Here is a 19,541-nt window from a genome sequence, read left to right on the forward strand (position 1 = left end):
CCCGCCGAGCCGCCGCGCCGGAGCGGCGGGAGCCGGGTGCCTTGATAAGCGGACACGTGTCCACTACGGTGGAGAACGGAAGCGGACGCGTGTCCGCTTCTCGTCCGACGATACCGCGACCCCCGCGAGGAGCAGCACCCATGACCACCCCCGGCACCACCGCCACGCCCCTCCAGGGCAAGGTCGTCGCCCTCACCGGCGCCAGCAGCGGCATCGGCGAGGCCACCGCGCTGCTGCTCGCCGGCCGCGGCGCCCGGCTGGTGCTCGGCGCCCGGCGCACGGACCGGCTGGACGCGCTCGCCGAGCGGATCACCGCGGAGGGCGGCGAGGCCGTGACCGCCCGGACCGACGTGCGCCGCGCCGAGGACCTGGCCGCGCTGGTCGCCCTCGCCCAGGAGCGCTTCGGCCGGCTCGACGTCCTGGTGGGCAACGCCGGGGTGGGCCCGGTCGCCCCGCTCGACGACCTGAGGACGCAGGACTGGGAGGACATGATCGACATCAACGTGAAGGGGCTGCTCCACGGCATCGCCGCGGCCCTGCCGGTCTTCCGCGCCCAGCGGTCCGGCCACTTCGTCACCACCCTGTCCACCGCCGGCCTGCGCATCGTCCCCGGCCAGGTGGTCTACGCCGCGAGCAAGAACGCCGCCCGCACCATCTGCGAGGGCCTGCGCCAGGAGGCCGGCCCGCACATCCGCGTCACCTCCGTCTCGCCGGGCTTCGTGCACACCGACTTCGCGGGCAGCGCGGCCGACCCGCGGTTGCGCGCCGAACTGCTCGCCCGGCGCGACGAGATCGCCATCCCGCCGGACGCGATCGCCCGGGCCATCGGCTACGCGATCGAGCAGCCGGACGACGTGGACGTCAACGAGATCGTGGTCCGCCCGACGGCCCAGAGCTGACCCCGCCCCCTGACGCACCGAGCCCCCTCCCCCTCCCCCTGCCCGGCCCACCGGCCGCCGCCCGCCGGCCCCGCCGCGTCCGGCCGCCGGCGCTTCACGGCGGGTTCACGCGGCGGCCCCTCGGACGTGAACATGCGTCGGCACTATGGCGGTTGGCCGTTACCCACTGGTAATACGGAGCCGGGCGCGCACCGGAGCCACCCCCGGCGCGGGCCGCACCCCACCGGCCGTGGCGCGGTCGGCCGTACCCCGGCCGTACCGGACCACGACCGGCCGGACCACGACCGCGGCAGCAGCCGTCACGCGTGCCGACCCGACCACCGTCAGGAGACTTGTCCATGGGCGCAGCCAGCAGACGCCAGTTCCTCTCCGGTGCCTCCGCCGCCGCGGCCGCCGCCGCCCTGACCCTGGTGGACGGCCCGTTCGCGTCGGCGGCGGCCCGCGACCGCGCGGTCGCCGCGTCGGCCGCCCGCGCCGTGGCCGTCGAGGGCACCACCCTCGCCCAGGCCGCGACGGCCACCGGCACCGGCGCGTACAAGAGGCTCGCGGCCGGGCCCGGTTGGCCGCTGGTCGTGCGCACCGAGCTGGCCGCGGGCGGCGCCGGGCGGGACACCGCGCGCACCGGCCTCGCCTCCTTCGTGCAGTTCACGGACCTGCACCTGGCCGACACCGAGTCGCCGGTGCGCTTCGAGTACCTCGCGAAGTACATCGACTCCGCCTACCGCCCGCACGAGGCACTGACCGTGCGCGGCGCCGCCTCCCTCGTCGACCGGGTCAACTCGCTTTCCGGCGGCCCCTACACGGGCCTGCCCTTCTCCCTGGTGATGGCGACCGGCGACAACACCGACAACCACGAGCAGGTCGAACTCGACTGGTACCTCACGGTGATGAGCGGCGGCGCGATCACCCCGAACACCGGGGACACCTCCCGCTACGAGGGCGTGCAGAACTCCGGTTCCGCGCTGTACTGGAACCCCGAGTCGTCCTTCCAGGACGACTACAAGGCGGCCGGCTTCCCGCAGGTGCCGGGCTTCCTGGCCGCCGCCGGACGGCCGTTCACCGCGAGCGGGCTGCGCACCCCCTGGTACACCACGGTCGGCAACCACGACGACAGCATCGAGGGCACCCTGCCCGACCTGGGCCTGCTGGGCTCCCTCTACACCGGCGGCGGCAAGATCGAGGGCGTGGACGACGCGACCGCGGCCAAGCTCGCGGACGCGATCCAGCACGACCCGGCGTCCGCGGTCGCCCTCCTGCTCGGCCTGCTCGAAGGGGGCGGCCCGGTCCGCCCGGTCACCCCCGACGCCCGCCGCGCCCCCTTCACCCCGAAGCAGTTCGCCCAGGCGCACCTCGACACCGCCCGCACCGGCCCGGGCCCGTACGGCCACGGCTTCACCCAGGCGGCCGCCGACAGCGGCAAGCTCTACTACACCTTCCCGATCTCCGACGGGGTCCTCGGCGTCAGCCTCGACACCACCAACCGCGCCGGCTGGGCGGACGGCTCCATCGGCTCCGCCCAACTGAAGTGGCTGGAGTCCGTCCTCCAGTCGTACAGCACGCACTGGTACGACACCGACGGCACCGTGGTGCGCCGCGGCTCCCAGGACCAGCTCGTTGTCCTGTTCAGCCACCACACCAGCACCACCATGGGCAACACGCTGCCCGACCCGTACAACCTGTTCGACGGCCGGCACACCGGCACCGAGCTGGTCGCCCTGCTCCAGCGCTACCCGAACGTGGTGGCCTGGGTGAACGGCCACACGCACGCCAACCTCATCACGCCGCACGGCCACGCCGTCCCCGAGCGCGCGTTCTGGGAGATCAACACCGCCTCGCACGTGGACTTCCCGCAGCACGCGCGGCTCATCGAGATCGCCGACAACCACGACGGCACCCTGTCGCTGTTCACCACCCTCGTGGAGTCCGCCGCGCCCTACGCGACCGACTTCACCGCCACCACCGAGCCCGACCTCGCCGCCCTCTACCGCGAGCTGTCCTTCAACGACCCCTACGCCACCCCCGCCGCCAAGCTCGGCGGCTCCGCCGACCACAACACCGAACTCCTGCTGGCCAGGCCGGGCGCCTGAGCCGGGCACCGGGCGTACGGACCGTCCGTCCGAACCGGGCGGCCGGACCGGGCGTACGACCGCGCGTCAGTCCGGGATCGGTACGGCCGCGCCGCGCACACCGATCCCGGCGGCCGGGTCCGCGGGGACGGCGACGGTCAGGACGCTCGGCCGACCCAGGTCGTCGCCCTGGTGCACCGTGAGCGTGGCCGGCGGCGCGACCAGGCCCAGCTCGCGCAGGTAGCCGCCGAACGCGGCGGCCGCCGCGCCCGTGGCCGGGTCCTCGACCACGCCGCCGGGCGGGAAGGGGTTGCGGGCGTGGAAGACCGTCTCCGACTCCCGCCAGACCAGGTCGACCGTGGTCCAGTCGCGGCGGCGCATGAGGTCGCCGAGCGCGGCCATGTCGTAGTCGAGCGCCGCCAGCCGCCGGCGGGTCGCGGCGGCGATCACCGGGTGCCGGGCGCCGGCGTAGGCGACCCGCGGCGGCAGCGCCGGGTCCAGCTCCGCCGCGGACCAGCGCAGCGCGGCGAGCAGGGCGGCCAGGTCGGCCGCGGACAGCGGCTCCGACCGGGGCGGAACGCTCACCAGTTCGGCGGCGCCGACACCGTCCGGGCCGAGGGAGGACACCACCCGGACCGGACCGGCCGCGGTGTGGAGGACCAGCGTGCCCGGACCGTGGACGTGCGCGTGGGCGACCGCGGTGGCGATGGTCGCGTGCCCGCAGAACGACACCTCGGCCAGCGGGCTGAAGTAGCGGACGTCGAGGTCGCCGTCGGGGCGCGGCACGGCGAACGCCGTCTCCGAGTAGCCGACTTCGGCGGCGACGGCCAGCATCCCGGCCTCGTTGGCCCCGCTCGCGTCCAGCACCACGCCCGCCGGGTTCCCCCCGGAGGCGTCGGTGGCGAACGCCACGTATCTGAGCACGTCCATGGCCGCACGCTAGCCAGCGCGCCGCGGCGCCGTCAAAGCCCTTACGGCTGCTTACCGGCCGGCTCCGGCGCCGACTCCCACGCCCGCCCCCACCCCGTCCCACGCCCGCTCCCACGCCCGCTCCCACGCCGGCTCCGTGCGCCCGCCCGGCACGGCGCGCGTGCAGGGGCACCGCCCCGATTCTGCTACGCTGATCAAGCGACATCGGCCCGCCGAAATGTCCGAACGGCAACAGGAAGTCCCCCGGGATCTCCGGCGGCCCGGAGGGCATGGCGCAGGCGTCGCGGAAAACCGGTGCGGAAGCACGGCACATCATGTGTCACACTTGTGCCGCACCACGCAAGGTCCTGTGGAGCAGTTTGGAGTGCTCGCCACCCTGTCAAGGTGGAGGCCGCGGGTTCAAATCCCGTCAGGACCGCTGCGGCTGGGTAGCTCAGTTGGTACGAGCGACCGCCTGAAAAGCGGTAGGTCGCCGGTTCGACCCCGGCCCCAGCCACCGCACGACGAAGGGCCCGCCTCCATCGGAGGCGGGCCCTTCGTCGTGATCCGTGTCACCCCGGTCCAGGACGGGCGCCCCGGACGCCCCGAATACCGTGGAAATGGGTTGGCCGCTCCTCGCCGGCAGGTGCGATGCTGGATCGCGTATGTCTACGCAACCCTCCTCCCCCGCCGAGTTCTCCGAACTCGCCGCGCGGCTGCCCGCGCTCTCCTCGCGCGACGAGCAGCGGCTCGGCCGGCGGCTCGACGGCGCCCGCCGCATCCGCAAGCCGGAGGCGCGCGCCGCGGTGCTCGCCGAGATCGACACGGAGATCGGGAGGGCGGAGACCCGGACGGCCGCGCGCCGGGCGGCCGTGCCGCGGATCACCTACCCCGAGGCGCTGCCGGTCAGCCAGAAGAAGGACGAGATCCTCGCGGCGATCCGCGACCACCAGGTGGTGATCGTCGCCGGCGAGACCGGCTCCGGCAAGACCACCCAGATCCCCAAGATCTGCCTGGAGCTGGGCCGCGGCGTGCGCGGGCTGATCGGCCACACCCAGCCGCGCCGGATCGCGGCCAGGACCGTCGCCGAGCGCGTCGCGGAGGAGCTGCGCACCCCGCTGGGCGAGGCGGTCGGCTGGAAGGTCCGCTTCACCGACCAGGTGGGCGACTCGACCCTGGTCAAGCTGATGACCGACGGCATCATGCTCGCCGAGATCCAGACCGACCGCGAGCTGCGCGCCTACGACACGATCATCATCGACGAGGCCCACGAGCGCAGCCTGAACATCGACTTCATCCTCGGCTACCTCGCCCAGTTGTTGCCGCGCCGCCCCGACCTCAAGGTCGTCATCACCTCCGCCACCATCGACCCGCAGCGCTTCTCCCGGCACTTCGGCGACGCGCCGGTGGTGGAGGTGAGCGGGCGCACCTACCCGGTCGAGGTGCGGTACCGGCCGCTGCTGGAGGAGGGCTCGACCGAGGCCGACCGGGACCAGATCACCGCGATCAGCGACGCGGTGGACGAACTCCAGGCCGAGGGCCCCGGCGACATCCTGGTCTTCCTCTCCGGCGAGCGGGAGATCCGCGACACCGCCGACGCCCTCACCAGGCGGCAGCTCCGCGGCACCGAGGTGCTGCCGCTGTACGCGCGGCTGTCGTCGGCCGAGCAGCACCGCGTGTTCCAGCAGCACACCGGCCGCCGGATCGTGCTGGCCACCAACGTGGCGGAGACCTCGCTGACCGTCCCGGGCATCCGCTACGTGATCGACCCGGGCACCGCCCGCATCTCCCGCTACAGCCACCGCACCAAGGTGCAGCGGCTGCCGATCGAGCCGATCAGCCAGGCCAGCGCCAACCAGCGCAAGGGCCGCTGCGGCCGCACCTCCGACGGCATCTGCATCCGGCTGTACGACGAGGACGACTTCCTGTCCCGGCCGGAGTTCACCGACGCGGAGATCCTGCGCACCAACCTCGCCTCGGTGATCCTTCAGATGACCGCCGCCGGGCTCGGCGACATCGCGAGGTTCCCGTTCATCGACCCGCCGGACAGCCGGAACATCAAGGACGGCGTCCAGCTCCTCGAAGAGCTCGGCGCGCTCGATCCGCAGCAGAAGGACCCGCGCAAGCGGCTCACCCAGACCGGCCGCAAGCTCGCCCAGCTACCGGTCGACCCGCGGCTGGCCCGGATGGTGCTGGAGGCGGACCGCAACGGCTGCGTGCGCGAGGTGATGGTGATCGCGGCCGCGCTGTCCATCCAGGACCCGCGCGAGCGCCCCGCCGACAAGCAGGCCCAGGCCGACCAGCAGCACGCCCGGTTCAAGGACGAGAGCAGCGACTTCCTGTCCTTCCTGCACCTGTGGGCCTACCTGCGCGAGAAGCAGAAGGAGCTGTCCTCCTCCGCCTTCCGCCGCACCTGCCGGGCGGAGTTCCTCAACTACCTGCGCATCCGCGAGTGGCAGGACATCTACAGCCAGTTGCGCAGTGTCGCCAGGTCGCTCGGCATCACCGTCGGCCCCGAGCCCGCCGGCGACCAGGACGCCGCCGATCCGCAGCGGGTCCACGTGTCGCTGCTGGCCGGCCTGCTGTCGCACCTGGGCCTGAAGGACACCGACAAGAACGAGTACCTGGGCGCCCGCAGCGCGAAGTTCGCGGTCTTCCCCGGCTCCGCGCTCTTCAAGAAGCCGCCGCGCTGGATCATGTCCGCCGAACTGGTGGAGACCTCCCGGCTGTGGGCGCGGGTCAACGCGCGGATCGAGCCGGACTGGGTCGAGCCCCTGGCACAGCACCTGGTCAAGCGCAGCTACAGCGAGCCGCACTGGGAGAAGGACCAGGCCGCGGTGATGGCCTACGAGAAGGTGACGCTCTACGGCGTCCCGCTGGTCGCCCAGCGCAAGGTGAACTACGGCCGGATCGACCCGGAGACCTCCCGCGAGCTGTTCATCCGCAACGCCCTGGTCGAGGGCGACTGGCGCACCCACCACCAGTTCTTCCACGACAACCGCAAGCTCCTGGGCGAGGTCGAGGAGTTGGAGCACCGCGCCCGCCGCCGCGACATCCTCGTCGACGACGAGACGCTCTTCGACTTCTACGACGGCAAGCTGCCCGAACACGTGGTGTCCGGCGCCCACTTCGACTCCTGGTGGAAGCACAAGCGGCGCGAGGAACCGGAGTTGCTCAACTTCGAGCACTCCATGCTGATCAACGAGAACGCGGAGGCGGTCACCAAGGCCGACTACCCCGACTCCTGGCGGCAGGGCGCGCTGAAGTTCCGGGTGACCTACCAGTTCGAGCCGGGCGGGGACGCCGACGGCGTGACCGTCCACATCCCGCTCGCGGTGCTCAACCAGGTGGTGCCCGACGGCTTCGACTGGCAGATCCCGGGCCTGCGCGAGCAGGTCGTCACCGAACTCATCCGCTCGCTGCCCAAGCCGATCCGCCGCCACTACGTCCCGGCGCCGAACTACGCGAAGGCGTTCCTCGACCGGGTCGCGGCCGGCCCCGACCCGCTCCCCGTCGTCCTGGCGCGGGAGCTCCAGCAGATGGTCGGGGTGCGGGTCTCGGCGGAGGACTTCGACCTGTCGAAGGTCCCCGACCACCTCAAGATCACCTTCCGGGTGGTGGACGAGCGGCGCCGCAAGGTGGCCGGCCACACCGAGGACAAGGACCTCGACGCGCTCAAGCAGCGGCTGCGGCCGAAGACGCGGGAGGCGATCACCAAGGCGTTCGAGCGGTCCTCCGACCCGGCGCTGGCCACCGCCCCGCAGCGCACCGGCCTCACCGACTGGACGGTGGGGGCCCTCCCGCGCACGTTCGAGGCCCGGCGTGCCGGCCAGCCGGTCAAGGCGTACCCCGCCCTGGTGGACGAGGGGGCGTCGGTCGCGGTGCGGCTGTTCGACACCGAGGCGGAGCAGGCCGAGGCGATGTGGCGCGGCACCCGCCGGCTGATCCTGCTGAACGTGCCGGTCAACCCGGCCAAGTTCGCCGCCGACAAGCTCTCCAACCAGCAGAAGCTGGCGTTGTCCCGCAACCCGCACGGCAGCGTCCAGGGCCTGTTCGAGGACTGCGCCACGGCGGCAGCGGACCGGCTGATCGCCGAGCACGGCGGCCCGGCCTGGGACGAGGAGGGCTACCGCAAGCTCTTCGACGCGGTGCGCGCCGACCTGGTCGAGCTGACCGGCCGCGCGATCCGGCAGGTCCAGCAGGTGCTGGCCGCCTGGCACTCCTGCGAGGGCCGGCTGAAGGACACCGGGAGCCCGGTGCTCGCGGCGAACGTCCAGGACGTCCGGGAGCAGCTCGCCGGCCTGGTGTACCCGGGCTTCGTCACCGCGGCGGGCCTGAAGCGCCTCCCCGACCTGATGCGCTACCTGGTGGCCGCCGACCGGCGCCTCCAGCAGATGCCGACGGGCGTCCAGCGCGACACCACACGCATGGAGAAGGTCCGCGAGATCCAGGCGGAGTACGCCGAACTGCTGGCCGCACGGCCCGCCGGGCGCCCCGTGCCCGCCGCGGTCCGCGACATCCGCTGGATGGTCGAGGAACTGCGGGTCAGCTACTTCGCGCACGCCCTCGGCACCGCGTTCCCGGTCTCGGACAAGCGCGTCTTCAAGGCCCTGGACGCCGCCTGGTCGCGGCCTGGCTCCTGAGTTCGACCCGACCCCCTGACCTGCTGTACAGTCTGTCTCGCGACGAGGTCCTGTGGAGCAGTTTGGAGTGCTCGCCACCCTGTCAAGGTGGAGGCCGCGGGTTCAAATCCCGTCAGGACCGCCGTAGATGAGACAGCCCGCCCCGGGAGACCGGTGGCGGGCTTTCCGCTGTTCAGCGGGCGTGCGGACACCCCTCCCCCCGCTCCCGCCCCGCGTCGCGGGGCGGCGGGAAAGGACCCCGGAGCCCTCGGCACGGGACGGCGGGCGAGGGGCCCAGGGGGCCGCCTGCGGGCCGTTCCGGGGGATGCGGTGATCACCTTCGCCCGGGGCAAGTCCCGTCGGTCACAGGTGAGTTGAGGACGTCCCGGATCCCGCACGGGCGACGGCGGGGCCACGGGCGGGAGACGCACCCCCGTCAAGCCCCCGACAGGCGCGGGCTGTTCATTACCGCATCGCCGGCACCATCCTCAAGTCCCCCGCATGTGACGGGAGTCACGCCAAGTTGTGCGTCACGTAAGGAACTGGAGCCCCCTCACAGAGTGCTCAATTTAATATGTGCAATGGTACGTACCTCTCCTGGGTGTGACCGGGCGCACAAAAAAGAAGATCGCATCGGACCCGGCGGAGTCCGATGCGATCTTCTTACGGTCATACGGTCGTGCGTCCTGCTGTTCGCCCCTTCCCGCCGGCCGCCTGATGGGGGCAGGTGGCCGTCGGACGGCGACGTATGGGGTAGGGGCCCCACAAGCCGCCCAAAAGGGCTGTCAGGCCTCGCTGCGCTGCTGCGGGATCCCCGCAAGCAGCGCGCGGACCTCCGCCTCGCGGTACCGGCGGTGCCCGCCGAGCGTGCGGATCGACGTGAGCTTGCCAGCCTTGGCCCAGCGCGTGACCGTCTTCGGGTCGACGCGGAACATGGTGGCGACCTCAGCAGGTGTTAGCAACGGCTCGGCATCAGGGGTGCGAGCGGTCATGAGCGGCCTCCTCGAGAGAACCGAACCAACGCGGTTCTTTCCTCTTAAATTCTGCACCTTGACCCGCGTTGCCCGATATGGGCGAACGCGGGCCGAGTCGGTAATAGGACGAACGGCTTGTCCTCGGCACTACAACTACACCATCCGTCCAGCCGCGTCGGCCAAACCGATGGATTTGCCCTCTCAGGTGTTCAAGCTCGACGGAAGCCGATGGACCGTGCCATAGCGGACAGTCACCCCAGCGTGACGATCAGTCACAGTGCGATCATCCGCCACATCCCCACCTCCGATGCGAGCCCGAGACGGACCCGATGTCCCATTTTGGCATGACAGATGGTGATGCAGGCAAGAGTCCGCTTACGTGCTCTGCGTCACGCTTGGGCCAATAGCACCACCACCAGGGGCCGGAGCACCGCACGGGCCGGACCGGAGACAACACCCGACCCACCCGGAGACAACAACCCGTCAGATCCACGCCGCCGACCCCGCCCGCGCACCCGCCCCGGCCCGCCCCGCACCACCTGAAGCGCACCTCAGTTGGCGAACTGCAACTCCCGCACCGCCCGCCACCGGTCGGTCAGCCGCTCGTACGCCGTGCCGGCCGCCGCGGAGTCGCCCTCGCGCAGCGCCGCCAGCCCCTCGGCCGCGTCCGCCGCCGAGTGGTCCGCCGCCAGCGCCTCCGGGCCGATCACGTGGACCAGGCCGCCGTAGTCCAGCTCGACCAGCGAGCGCGGGTGGAACTCCTCCAGCCAGCGCCCCACGTCGATCAGCCCGTCCACCAACGGGCTCTCGTCCAGCGCCTCCTTGAGCACCCGCAGGCCGCGCGCCACCCGGCGCCGGGCCTGCACCATCGGGGTCCGGTAGCGCATCACGGGCCGCTTGGACCCTCCCGCGGGGTCCGCCGCGCCGACCGGTTCGTACTCCCGCTCGTCGTCGCCGACGAGGATGAACCAGCGCACCGGCACGTGCCAGGTCGCCGAGCGGATCCACGGCCGCGCGTCGGGGTGGCGCTCGCGCCACGCCTCGTGGTCGGCCGCGGCCTGCCGCCTGACCACCGGCGGCACCATCGCGTCGAGCACCGGGCCCGGAAGCTGTCCCTCCAACTGCTCCAGCGCCATCCAGCCGCGCAGCCGGGTCCGCCACGGGCAGACGTGGGTGATCCCGCCCACCTCCGCGACGAACGCCTCCCGGCTCTCGTGCACCGGCACCGCGATCGGCGGCACCGGCACCAGCCCCTCCAGGGACTGCCGCAGCTCGTCCTGGGCGCCGCGTGCCCGGCCCGCGGCCGCGTAGCGGTGCCAGTGGGTGCGTTCCGGCTCGGGAAAGGCCGCCAGCGGCTCGTACACCCGCAGGTACGACGCGTACGGGACCTGTACCGCCGAACCGCCCACGCCCGCTCCCTCACCGCCGTACCGCCTGCCGACGTCTCTGATCGTCCCACGGGACCGACCCCGCCGGAGGTGATCCCGGCCACTGCGCCCAGGGCCTACGCTGAGGCCATCGAACCCTCCGCCACCCTTACGGGGGGCGAGACCCCCGAACCCAATGGGACCGCGAGCACCACCGGACTATGGGAGTCACCACCGTGACCGACGTACGTCAGACCGACGACGGCAACGGCGCCGCCGTCATCGCCAAACTGTTCCGATCGGACCAGGGCGGACACGAGCAGGTCGTCCTGTGCCAGGACCGGCCGACCGGCCTGCGGGCCGTGATCGCCGTCCACTCCACCGCCCTGGGCCCGGCCCTGGGCGGCACGCGCTTCCACGCCTACGCCTCCGACGAGGAGGCCGTGGACGACGCCCTCAACCTCTCCCGCGGCATGTCCTACAAGAACGCCCTGGCCGGCCTCGACCACGGCGGCGGCAAGGCCGTCCTGATCGGCGACCCGGACGCCTTCAAGACCGAGGAACTGCTGCTGGCCTACGGCCGGTTCGTCGCCTCGCTCGGCGGCCGCTACGTGACCGCCTGCGACGTCGGCACCTACGTCGCGGACATGGACGTGGTGGCCCGCGAGAACCGCTGGACCACCGGCCGCTCCCCCGAGCACGGCGGCGCCGGCGACTCCTCGGTGCTCACCGCGTTCGGCGTGTTCCAGGGCATGCGCGCGGCCGCACAGGCGCGCTGGGGCGAGCCGACGCTGCGCGGCCGCCGGGTCGGCGTGGCCGGCGTCGGCAAGGTCGGCCACCACCTGGTGGGCCACCTCGTCGACGACGGCGCCGAGGTGGTGGTCACCGACGTGCGGACCGACGCGGTCGCGCGGATCACCGCCCGCCACCCGGGGGTCACCGCGGTCGAGAGCGCCGAGAAGCTGGTGCGCACCCCGCTGGACGTCTACGCCCCGTGCGCGCTGGGCGGCGCGCTCGACGACGCGACGGTGGCCGCGCTGACCGCCACCGTGGTCTGCGGCGCGGCCAACAACCAGCTCGCCCACCCCGGCGTCGAGAAGGACCTCGCCGACCGCGGCATCCTCTACGCCCCCGACTACGTGGTGAACGCCGGCGGCGTCATCCAGGTCGCCGACGAGCTGCACGGCTTCGACTTCGAACGGGCCAGGGCGAAGGCCGCGAAGATCCACGACACCACGCTGGCCATATTCGAACGCGCCCGGACCGACGGCGTGCCGCCCGCGGTGGCCGCCGACCGGCTCGCGGAGCAGCGGATGGCCGACCGCACCCCGGCCGCCGAGTGGCTGCGGCCGAGCCTGGGCTGAGCCCGCGGTGCCTTCGCGGGGCCCCGTCGGCCCCGTGAAGCACCGCGCCGAGGTCCCCGGACGGGGTCGTCCGGGGACCTCGGCGTGACCGATAGCACGGCCCGATAGCAAGTTCGCGCTAGAAGAAGGTAAAATCGGGCCTGACCAGGAACGACAGGGCCGCAAAAGTCCCCTGTTCCGACGCGCGTCGTGCGAGCGACGTACCGTGCGGCGTCGGAAGCAGGTACCGTTGAGGCCCTACGGACAGGTCTCTCTCCGCGGAGGCCGTCCGGGATCATGAACGCGTGTCAAGACTCGGGGCCGTCGAGCCCCGCCGTTAAGGGGGTCGAGCCATGGGGCGCGGCCGGGCCAAGGCCAAGCAGACGAAGGTCGCCCGCCAGCTGAAGTACAACAGCGGCGGTACTGATCTCTCACGTCTGGCCGACGAGCTGGGCGCATCGCCGTCGAGGCCGGTTAATCCGGAGCCAGTCGAGGACGATGACGACGAGTTGGACGACGACCCGTACGCTCAGTACGCGGATCTGTACAACGACGAGGACGAGGACGACGACCAGGACGAACAGTCCGAGCCGTCCCCGTCGTCTCAGCGCCGTCGCGCTTGACGCCGCCAACGCTTGAGGCCCGGCCCGGGGTCCACCCCGGGCCGGGTTTCGTCGTCGGCGCGTCCCCACGCGACGTGTAGCCGGAACTCACCGCGCGCATCCGCCCGGGTCAGGCGCCGACGCCATGGTCGCCGACCAGCTCCACGGCCGGTGCGCCGCTCTCGCGCGCCCGGATCTCCCCGGCCACCCAGGCGTCCACGTCACGGTCGGCGAGCACCGACAGCGCCACCTCCGCGGACTCCCGCGGCAGCACCGCCATCATGCCGACACCCATGTTGAGGGTCTTCTCCAGCTCCTCGCGGGGCACCGCGCCCAGCTCGCCGACCACGCCGAAGACCGGCCCCGGCGTCCAGGTCGCCCGCTCCACGACCGCCTGGAGGTGGTCCGGGATCACCCGGGCGAGGTTGTTGGCCAGCCCGCCGCCGGTGATGTGCGAGAAGGCGTGCACCTCGGTGGCGCGGGCCAGGGCCAGGCAGTCCAGCGAGTAGATCCGCGTCGGCTCCAGCAGTTCCTCGCCCAGCGTCCGGCCGAACTCCGGCACCTCCCGGTCCAGCGCCCAGCCGGCCCGGTCGAAGAGCACGTGCCGCACCAGGCTGTACCCGTTCGAGTGAAGTCCGGAGGACTCGATCGCGACCACCACGTCGCCCGGCCGGACCCGGTCCGCGCCGAGCAGCCCGTCGGCCTCGACCACCCCGGTGCCCGCGCCCGCCACGTCGAAGTCGTCCGCGCCCAGCAGCCCGGGGTGCTCGGCGGTCTCGCCGCCGACCAGCGCGCAGCCGGCCAGTACGCAGCCCTCCGCGATGCCCTTGACGATGGCGGCGACCCGCTCCGGGTACACCTTGCCGACACAGATGTAGTCGGTCATGAACAGCGGCTCGGCGCCGCACACCACCAGGTCGTCCACGACCATGCCGACCAGGTCGTGGCCGATCGTGTCGTAGACGCCCATCCGGCGGGCGATGTCCACCTTGGTGCCCACCCCGTCGGTGGCCGAGGCGAGCAGCGGGCGGGCGTAGCGCTTCAGGGCCGAGGCGTCGAAGAGCCCGGCGAAGCCGCCGAGTCCGCCGACCACCTCGGGGCGGGACGCCTTGCGCACCCACTCCTTCATCAGGGTGACGGCGCGGTCGCCCGCCTCGATGTCGACGCCCGCGGCTGCGTAGCTGGCACCGGTTGTCTCAGACATGGCTGGGGAACCTTCGTGTCGGTCGTACGGTCACCGCACCCGGCCCCGGCCCAGGTGGCCGGGTCGGGTACGCGGGTGGGGGCTGCGGCGCGGGCCGGCGGCCCGCACCGCGGATCGGTGCGAGGTCACGGCCTGCGCAGCGCGTCGGCGGCGTCGGCGCCGCCCGCCAGCTCGACCTCGAGCAACTGCTTGCCGAGCAGCTCGGGGTCGGGCAGGTCCATCGGGTACTCGCCGTCGAAGCAGGCCCGGCACAGGTCGGGCTTGTCGATCGTGGTCGCCTCGACCATCGCGTCGATCGAGATGTACGCCAGCGAGTCCGCGCCGAGCGACTGGCCGATCTCGGCCACGCTCATCCCGTTGGCGATCAGCTCGGCACGCGTGGCGAAGTCGATGCCGAAGAAGCAGGGCCACTTCACCGGCGGGGAGGAGATCCGCACGTGCACCTCGGCGGCACCGGCCTCGCGGAGCATCCGGACCAGCGCGCGCTGCGTGTTGCCGCGGACGATCGAGTCGTCCACCACCACCAGCCGCTTGCCGCGGATGACCTCCTTGAGCGGGTTGAGCTTGAGCCGGATGCCGAGCTGCCGGATCGTCTGCGACGGCTGGATGAAGGTCCGGCCGACGTAGGAGTTCTTCACCAGGCCCGAGCCGTACGGGATGCCGCTGGCCTCGGCGTAGCCGACCGCGGCCGGGGTGCCGGACTCCGGGGTCGGTATCACCAGGTCGGCGTCGACCGGGGCCTCCGCGGCGAGCCGGCGGCCCATCTCGACCCGGGAGAGGTAGACGTTGCGGCCCGCGATGTCGGTGTCGGGGCGGGCGAGGTAGACGTACTCGAAGACGCAGCCCTTGGGGCGCGCCTCGGCGAAGCGGGAGGAGCGCAGCCCCTGCTCGTCCACCGCGATCAGCTCGCCGGGCTCGATCTCGCGGACGAAGCTGGCGCCGCAGATGTCCAGGGCCGCGGACTCCGAGGCCACCACCCAGCCGCGCTCCAGCCGGCCCAGCACCAGCGGGCGGATGCCCTGCGGGTCGCGGGCCGCGTACAGGGTGTGCTCGTCCATGTAGACGAGGCTGAAAGCGCCCTTGATCTTCGGCAGCACCTGTGGTGCCGCCTCCTCGACCGACAGCGGGGTGCCGTCCGGGCCGACCTGGCCGGCGAGCAGCGCCGTGATCAGGTCCGTGTCGTTGGTCGCCGCGACCTTCGTGGCCCGCCCGGGGCCCTGCGGCAGCGCGGCGACCAGCTCGGCGAGCTCGGCGGTGTTCACCAGGTTGCCGTTGTGGCCCAGGGCCACGGAGCCGTGGGCGGTCGCCCTGAAGGTGGGCTGGGCGTTCTCCCACACGGAGGCACCGGTGGTCGAGTAGCGGGCGTGGCCGACGGCGATGTGGCCGGTCAGCGAGCCGAGGGAGGTCTCGTCGAAGACCTGGGAGACCAGGCCCATGTCCTTGAAGACCAGGATCTGGGAGCCGTTGCTCACTGCGATGCCCGCGGACTCCTGTCCGCGGTGCTGCAGGGCGTACAGCCCGAAGTAGGTGAGTTTGGCGACCTCTTCCCCGGGCGCCCAGACACCGAAGACACCGCAGGCGTCTTGGGGGCCCTTCTCGCCGGGAAGCAGGTCGTGGCTGAGTCGTCCGTCACCACGAGGCACGTTGTCGAGTCTAGGGCAGGAATGCCTCTCATCCGAACGGACGAACCTTCGTTTCTGCGGGTCTACGCGCGTAATCCCTTGCGGGGCAAGCCATGTGATGTTCGCCGTACGCGGCGGCCGGTCCTGGCCCGCGGGGGCGTTTTCCGGCCATCCGCCCTTCCCGCGGGCGTCTTCGTGGGCGCCGGGCGGCCCGGCGGCCCCTCCGGTCCGGAGCTACCCCAGGACCGGGAGGTGGGGGGCGAGGTCGGCCCGCTCGCCGGAGGCGGACACCCGGGCGGCGTCCACCTCGTCGGCGAAGGTGGCGCGCCCCGCGGCCAGCCGCAGCCAGGTGACGGGGTCGGTCTCGACGACGTTCGGCGGGGTCCCCCGGGTGTGCCGCGGCCCCTCCACGCACTGCACGGCGGCATACGGCGGGACCCGCACCTCCACCGAGTTCCCGGGCGCCTTCGCGGCGAGCGCGTCCGCCAGCACCCGGACCGCCGCGGCGACCGCCTGCCGGTCGAGGCCCACCTCGACCCCGGTGGCCCGGGCGAGGTCGTCGCCGTGCACCACCAGTTCCACCAGCCGCGTCACCAGGAAGTCGCTCGCCCGCATCGCGCCGAACGGCGCCGGCACCAGCCGGTCGCCCCTGGTCGCCTCGCCCTCCAGCGCCGCGAGACCCTCGGCGGCGGCGTCGAGCGCCACGAGGGGGTCGGCGGTCCGCGCCTCCTGCGCCCGGGTCGACGCGTCGAGTTCCGCGGCGATCCCCGCGGTGCCCAGCGCCCAGGCGTCCAGGCCGGCCGTCCTCGCCCCGGTCGGCGGCGGCTCCGCCTCCAGCAGCGCCCCCACCGCCTCGACCTGCCGCACCATGTGGACCACCAGCAGGCGTACGTCCCAGCCCGGCAGTCCCGAGGGCCACTTCCACTGCTCCCCGGTCAGCCCGCGCACGGCGACCCGCACGTGCCCCACCTGGGCCCGCAGCGCCCGCCAGGTCCGCGCGGGGTCGTACGTACGGACGCGGCGACGGCTCTCCTGCGGGGTCGGCATACCCCGAGCTTAGCTTTCGGCCCCTTCGGCCCACTCCAGCAACTGCCGCGTATCCAGGTCGATCCCGACCGGCTCGGGCAGGACCACGACCTTGCCGAACGGGACGAGGTGCTGCTCGTGGTACTCACCCGCCGCCGGTTCGCTGTGGACCTTCATGGCACGGGCGTCGCGGTCGATCAGCAGGTAGACGGGGATGCCGGACTCGGCGTAGGCGCGCGGCTTGTCGACGCGATCGCGCTGATTGGTGTCGCGGTTGTGGGACGTCACCTCGACGGTCATGAGCACACCGTCGGGGTCGGCCCACTCGCCGGCCGTGAGGAAATGGCCGATCGGGGCGAGGGTGCCGTCGGGGATCGCCCGCCCCTTGCGGCAGGTCTCGACCGCGAGCCCGCGGTCCACGTAGAGACCCGTACGCGGATGGTGCTGCATACAACGCTGCTGAAGCCACAGCATGATCTCGCCGTGTAGCCCGTCGGGCACCGTTTTGCCCCCCAACCTTCCGCCGATGAATTCAAGGCGGAGACCCTCGACATCGCGGGCCGCGTCGGCAGCGAGGATCTCGAACTCCTCGGGGCGGAGCTCCCCTCGCACCCACGCCTGCGGCCGGTCGTCCACGGCGGTCACCCTGTACCTCCCTGTGCCCGGATCTTCACGCTCGGCTGCTGATCGTATAGACGTCCATCAGCCGAACGTGACCACGCGGCCACGCTCACGTATGCCCTTTCGGTTGGACAACGAGCGTGGCCGCGTGGGTCGCGGGGTGCGGGGCGGTCAGCCCTGGCGGGTCCGTTCGAAGGTGAGCAGGAGGCCGTCCACGGCACCGGGGCCGATCCGGCCCTTCACGTCGCCCGAGGTGATGTCCTTCAGCGCCCAGCCGTCCTCGGCGTGCTTGTTGAGCACCTTCTCCAGCTTGTCGCTGTCGAGCGCGTCCCCGATCAGCGCCTCGCGGAAGGTGACGACCTTGTACTCGTACATGTACGGCCTCTCTCGGTGGTGCGGAACGCCATGCCCCGTCACCCCCTGCTGACGCCCGACGCCCACCCAAAGGTTCCACCCCGGCCACCGGGGTCGGGCGAACCCGGGAGCGGCGGTGCGAAGCCCGGCCGCCTCCGCCGCCTCCGGCATCCGCTTGTCGTGGCCGACGAGGACGTCCGGCGCATCACCCAGCACCTGCGCGCCGGCCACGTGGACGGCGTCGAGCGTGCGCGCCCGGCCACGGACGCCGACGGCCGGCCCGCGGGTCAGGTCGTGGTCACCCGGAGGTTCCACCGTACGACGCCAAGCGTCCGGGCAGGGAATCAGATACTCTGATTCCATGAAGCTGATGACCGCCACCGAGGCATCGCGGAACTTCGCCTCGCTCCTGGACGCCGCAGAGCACGGCGAGACCATCGTGATCACCAGAGCCGGACGCCGCCTCGCCCAGATCGGGCCCGCCAGCGCGGGAAACGGCGCCGCACTCAACGACGTCCTCGCGACGCTCGCCACCGACGACGAGTTCTCCGCCGATGTGTCGGCCACCCGCGAACTGCTGACCGACGAGATGACGGCGACGTGGCCCGACGCCTGATCCTCGACACCGGCGTGCTGATCGGCATCGAGCGCACTGGCACACCCATCACCTTCGCTCCCGACGACGACGTCTCCATTGCCGCAGTGACCGCAGCCGAGCTGCTCCTCGGCGTCGAACTCGCCGATGACGTCCGCCGCCAACCACGAGAGGACTTCGTCACCGCGGTCCTCGCGGTCGTACCGGTCGAGGAGTACGGCCTCGACGTCGCCCGGGTCCATGCCCGCCTGCTGGCCCACGTGCGGCGCACGGGCAAGCCGCGCGGTGCACACGACCTGATCATCGCCGCCACGGCGGTGGCGACCGCCCGGGCCGTGGTGACGCTGGACCGGAAGGCGGCCTTCGCCGAGTTGCCCGGCGTACGCACCGCGGACCCGCACACCTGACCGCGCCGACGCCGAGCGGCCCGCGAGTCAGGTCGTGCTCAGGAGGTAGGCGCCCAGGACGGTGGCGGCGATACCGGCGAAGGTGACGAGGGCGAGGATGACGAGGCCGGAGCGGTAGGGGTCGGTGTCGTGGGGGCGGTCGAGGACGACGGCGGCGGGGTCGGCGAGGGCGTAGCGGACCGGGATGTCGTGGCCGGGCCAGGCGCGGCGGGTGGAGGTGTGGAAGGCGCACAGAGCGGTGACGGTGCGGCCGTCGCCGGTGGTGAAGGTGACGATCGGGGAGTACGGGCGGGTCCCGGTGTCGTCGACCTCGGGATCGGGCCTTTCGAGGACGGCGACCACGCGGGCGGTGGCGCGGGCGGACGCCTCGCGCAACTCCCGCCGCAGCCGGACGTCGCCGGCGAGGGTGCGCCGAACGGCGATCCGCATGAGCCCGCACCACCCGAGCCCGCACAGCAGCAGCAGCCACCCGGGGCCGGAACCGGGCAGGAAGCGGGCCGCCACGGGAACGGCGGCCAGATACACCAGGCAGCGGGCCCCGAGCAGTTCGAGGGGCGCGGAGGGGCGGCGGCCGTCGGGCGCGATCCGGAAGTCCTCCGGGGCGTGGGCGCCGTAGCGCACCCGGACGGTGCGGCCCTCCCACGCCGCGTCCAGCCAGCCGTAGGTGCCGCCGCGGGTCGGTCCGACCACCTCGCGCCCCGACAGCCGGTCCACGAAGGCGAGTTCGGCGGGCACCCCGTCCCGCGGCCTCCCGCCGTGCTCCGGCGGCGTCCCCACGCTCGTCACGGTCGCCTCGGCGTACACGATGCCCGGCCCGCGGAAGGAGCGGTGCCGGCCCCACAGGCGCAGCCCGAAAGCACCGGCCACCGCGCACCACACCAGCACCGCGGCGTCGTACAGCACTTCTCCCCCGCTCCGCCCGGGTCCCGC

General features: G+C 72.7%; 16 protein-coding genes and 3 tRNA genes. 10 read left to right on the forward strand and 9 right to left on the reverse strand.

Going from position 1 to position 19,541, the window contains the following annotated elements; translation table 11 throughout:
- The first annotated feature begins 140 nt into the window (after nt 1-140).
- A complete protein-coding gene (locus tag RVR_RS15355) occupies nt 141-899 on the forward strand; it encodes an SDR family oxidoreductase (RefSeq protein WP_202234385.1) in 759 nt (252 codons plus the stop codon).
- Nucleotides 900-1,237: 338 nt separating this feature from the next.
- Nucleotides 1,238-2,986 carry a TIGR03767 family metallophosphoesterase gene (locus RVR_RS15360; protein WP_202234386.1) on the forward strand — a complete coding sequence of 583 codons (1,749 nt, stop codon included), beginning with the start codon at nt 1,238-1,240 and terminating at the stop codon, nt 2,984-2,986.
- 66 nt (nt 2,987-3,052) lie between these two features.
- Here RVR_RS15360 and RVR_RS15365 read toward each other — a convergent pair whose 3' ends face one another.
- Nucleotides 3,053-3,895 carry a PhzF family phenazine biosynthesis protein gene (locus RVR_RS15365; RefSeq protein ID WP_202234387.1) on the reverse strand — a complete coding sequence of 281 codons (843 nt, stop codon included), beginning with the start codon at nt 3,893-3,895 and terminating at the stop codon, nt 3,053-3,055.
- Nucleotides 3,896-4,238: 343 nt separating this feature from the next.
- On the opposite strand from RVR_RS15365, the gene RVR_RS15370 reads away from it, so the two are divergent.
- From RVR_RS15370 to RVR_RS15385, 4 genes are all read left to right on the forward strand, one after another.
- Nucleotides 4,239-4,313: transfer RNA gene (locus tag RVR_RS15370), tRNA-Asp, on the forward strand.
- Between the two features lie 4 nt (nt 4,314-4,317).
- Nucleotides 4,318-4,391: transfer RNA gene (locus tag RVR_RS15375), tRNA-Phe, on the forward strand.
- A gap of 148 nt (nt 4,392-4,539) precedes the next feature.
- The gene (hrpA, locus tag RVR_RS15380; protein WP_202234388.1) at nt 4,540-8,517 is read left to right on the forward strand and encodes an ATP-dependent RNA helicase HrpA; all 3,978 of its coding nucleotides are present in this window, start codon (nt 4,540-4,542) and stop codon (nt 8,515-8,517) included.
- 46 nt (nt 8,518-8,563) lie between these two features.
- Nucleotides 8,564-8,638 (forward strand) — tRNA-Asp (locus RVR_RS15385).
- Between the two features lie 643 nt (nt 8,639-9,281).
- Here RVR_RS15385 and bldC read toward each other — a convergent pair.
- Complete coding sequence (gene bldC, locus RVR_RS15390; RefSeq protein WP_003949541.1) at nt 9,282-9,488, reverse strand: developmental transcriptional regulator BldC; 207 nt, start codon at nt 9,486-9,488, stop codon at nt 9,282-9,284.
- A 533-nt stretch (nt 9,489-10,021) separates the two neighbouring features.
- On the reverse strand, nt 10,022-10,879 hold the full coding sequence (locus tag RVR_RS15395; RefSeq protein WP_202234389.1) for a DUF8083 family protein: 858 nt from the start codon (nt 10,877-10,879) through the stop codon (nt 10,022-10,024).
- A gap of 179 nt (nt 10,880-11,058) precedes the next feature.
- Here RVR_RS15395 and RVR_RS15400 point away from each other — a divergent pair, with 179 nt between their 5' ends.
- Together RVR_RS15400 and RVR_RS15405 are read left to right on the forward strand one after the other, a co-directional pair.
- A complete protein-coding gene (locus tag RVR_RS15400) occupies nt 11,059-12,201 on the forward strand; it encodes a Leu/Phe/Val dehydrogenase (RefSeq protein ID WP_202234390.1) in 1,143 nt (380 codons plus the stop codon).
- Between the two features lie 332 nt (nt 12,202-12,533).
- Nucleotides 12,534-12,803: a DUF3073 domain-containing protein gene (locus tag RVR_RS15405; RefSeq protein ID WP_202234391.1), complete on the forward strand. Its 270-nt coding sequence runs from the start codon at nt 12,534-12,536 to the stop codon at nt 12,801-12,803.
- A gap of 109 nt (nt 12,804-12,912) precedes the next feature.
- Here RVR_RS15405 and purM read toward each other — a convergent pair whose 3' ends face one another.
- The 5 genes from purM to RVR_RS37595 form a co-directional block, all read right to left on the reverse strand.
- Entirely contained in the window at nt 12,913-13,986 is a 1,074-nt protein-coding gene (gene purM, locus RVR_RS15410) for a phosphoribosylformylglycinamidine cyclo-ligase (protein WP_202234392.1), read from the reverse strand.
- A gap of 125 nt (nt 13,987-14,111) precedes the next feature.
- Nucleotides 14,112-15,629, reverse strand: coding sequence for an amidophosphoribosyltransferase (gene purF, locus RVR_RS15415; protein WP_202234393.1), 1,518 nt, complete (start codon nt 15,627-15,629; stop codon nt 14,112-14,114).
- Between the two features lie 213 nt (nt 15,630-15,842).
- A complete protein-coding gene (locus RVR_RS15420; RefSeq protein WP_202234394.1) occupies nt 15,843-16,655 on the reverse strand; it encodes a sterol carrier family protein in 813 nt (270 codons plus the stop codon).
- Nucleotides 16,656-16,664: 9 nt separating this feature from the next.
- The gene (locus RVR_RS15425) at nt 16,665-17,279 is read right to left on the reverse strand and encodes a Uma2 family endonuclease (protein ID WP_237404770.1); all 615 of its coding nucleotides are present in this window, start codon (nt 17,277-17,279) and stop codon (nt 16,665-16,667) included.
- A 147-nt stretch (nt 17,280-17,426) separates the two neighbouring features.
- Nucleotides 17,427-17,924, reverse strand: a complete 498-nt coding sequence (locus tag RVR_RS37595; protein WP_237404771.1) for a DUF4177 domain-containing protein — start codon at nt 17,922-17,924, stop codon at nt 17,427-17,429.
- A 46-nt stretch (nt 17,925-17,970) separates the two neighbouring features.
- On the opposite strand from RVR_RS37595, the gene RVR_RS15435 reads away from it, so the two are divergent.
- Entirely contained in the window at nt 17,971-18,225 is a 255-nt protein-coding gene (locus RVR_RS15435; RefSeq protein ID WP_202234395.1) for a type II toxin-antitoxin system Phd/YefM family antitoxin, read from the forward strand.
- On the forward strand, nt 18,210-18,611 hold the full coding sequence (locus tag RVR_RS15440; protein ID WP_202234396.1) for a PIN domain-containing protein: 402 nt from the start codon (nt 18,210-18,212) through the stop codon (nt 18,609-18,611). Before RVR_RS15435 ends, RVR_RS15440 begins: the two co-directional genes overlap by 16 nt.
- Before the next feature lie 27 nt (nt 18,612-18,638).
- Here the strand turns inward: RVR_RS15440 and RVR_RS15445 are convergent, their stop codons facing one another.
- Nucleotides 18,639-19,514, reverse strand: a complete 876-nt coding sequence (locus RVR_RS15445) for a DUF3592 domain-containing protein (RefSeq protein ID WP_202234397.1) — start codon at nt 19,512-19,514, stop codon at nt 18,639-18,641.
- Nucleotides 19,515-19,541: the final 27 nt, after the last annotated feature.

It is taken from the genome of Streptomyces sp. SN-593 (assembly GCF_016756395.1).
Classification (GTDB): Bacteria; Actinomycetota; Actinomycetes; order Streptomycetales; family Streptomycetaceae; genus Actinacidiphila; species Actinacidiphila reveromycinica.

What these genes read in the sequence shown, in the direction of transcription:
- RVR_RS15355 (WP_202234385.1), top strand. Translation starts at nt 141, where the DNA reads ATGACCACCCCCGGCACCACCGCCACGCCCCTCCAGGGCAAGGTCGTC.
- RVR_RS15360 (WP_202234386.1), top strand. Translation starts at nt 1,238, where the DNA reads ATGGGCGCAGCCAGCAGACGCCAGTTCCTCTCCGGTGCCTCCGCCGCC.
- RVR_RS15365 (WP_202234387.1), bottom strand. Translation starts at nt 3,895, where the DNA reads ATGGACGTGCTCAGATACGTGGCGTTCGCCACCGACGCCTCCGGGGGG.
- hrpA (WP_202234388.1), top strand. Translation starts at nt 4,540, where the DNA reads ATGTCTACGCAACCCTCCTCCCCCGCCGAGTTCTCCGAACTCGCCGCG.
- bldC (WP_003949541.1), bottom strand. Translation starts at nt 9,488, where the DNA reads ATGACCGCTCGCACCCCTGATGCCGAGCCGTTGCTAACACCTGCTGAG.
- RVR_RS15400 (WP_202234390.1), top strand. Translation starts at nt 11,059, where the DNA reads ATGGGAGTCACCACCGTGACCGACGTACGTCAGACCGACGACGGCAAC.
- RVR_RS15405 (WP_202234391.1), top strand. Translation starts at nt 12,534, where the DNA reads ATGGGGCGCGGCCGGGCCAAGGCCAAGCAGACGAAGGTCGCCCGCCAG.
- purM (WP_202234392.1), bottom strand. Translation starts at nt 13,986, where the DNA reads ATGTCTGAGACAACCGGTGCCAGCTACGCAGCCGCGGGCGTCGACATC.
- RVR_RS15420 (WP_202234394.1), bottom strand. Translation starts at nt 16,655, where the DNA reads ATGCCGACCCCGCAGGAGAGCCGTCGCCGCGTCCGTACGTACGACCCC.
- RVR_RS15435 (WP_202234395.1), top strand. Translation starts at nt 17,971, where the DNA reads ATGAAGCTGATGACCGCCACCGAGGCATCGCGGAACTTCGCCTCGCTC.